Below are 289 nucleotides of genomic sequence, written 5' to 3' on the forward strand. Positions count from 1 at the left end.
CGGTCGGATGCATCGTAGGCGAACTGGTACGCCGCGTTGTTTTCGTTGATCAGCGCGGTCAGGCGAATCGCCGGGTCGTATTCGTAGCGGATGCGCTGGCCCTTGGCGTCCTGGCGACTGCTCGGCAGGCCGCGGGCGGTGCGCAGCAGTCGGGTGGTCTGGCCCTTGCCGTCGGTGTGCGTCAGCACCTGGCCGAGAGCGTTGTAGGTGAACGACTCGGCGCTGCCATCCGGGTGATGGATGCGCAGCACTTCGCCGTCCGGCTTGCGCTCCAGCGTGGTGGTCTGGC

The 289-nt window shown here is 67.5% G+C and carries 1 protein-coding gene; it reads right to left on the reverse strand.

Annotated elements, in window-relative coordinates:
- A partial coding sequence (locus tag ACM6I6_RS27565; RefSeq protein ID WP_414920983.1) for a hypothetical protein occupies positions 1-289 on the reverse strand: 289 nt, incomplete at both ends.

It is taken from the genome of Pseudomonas sp. IT-P218 (genome assembly GCF_949767605.1).
Lineage (GTDB): Bacteria > Pseudomonadota > Gammaproteobacteria > Pseudomonadales > Pseudomonadaceae > Aquipseudomonas > Aquipseudomonas putida_AE.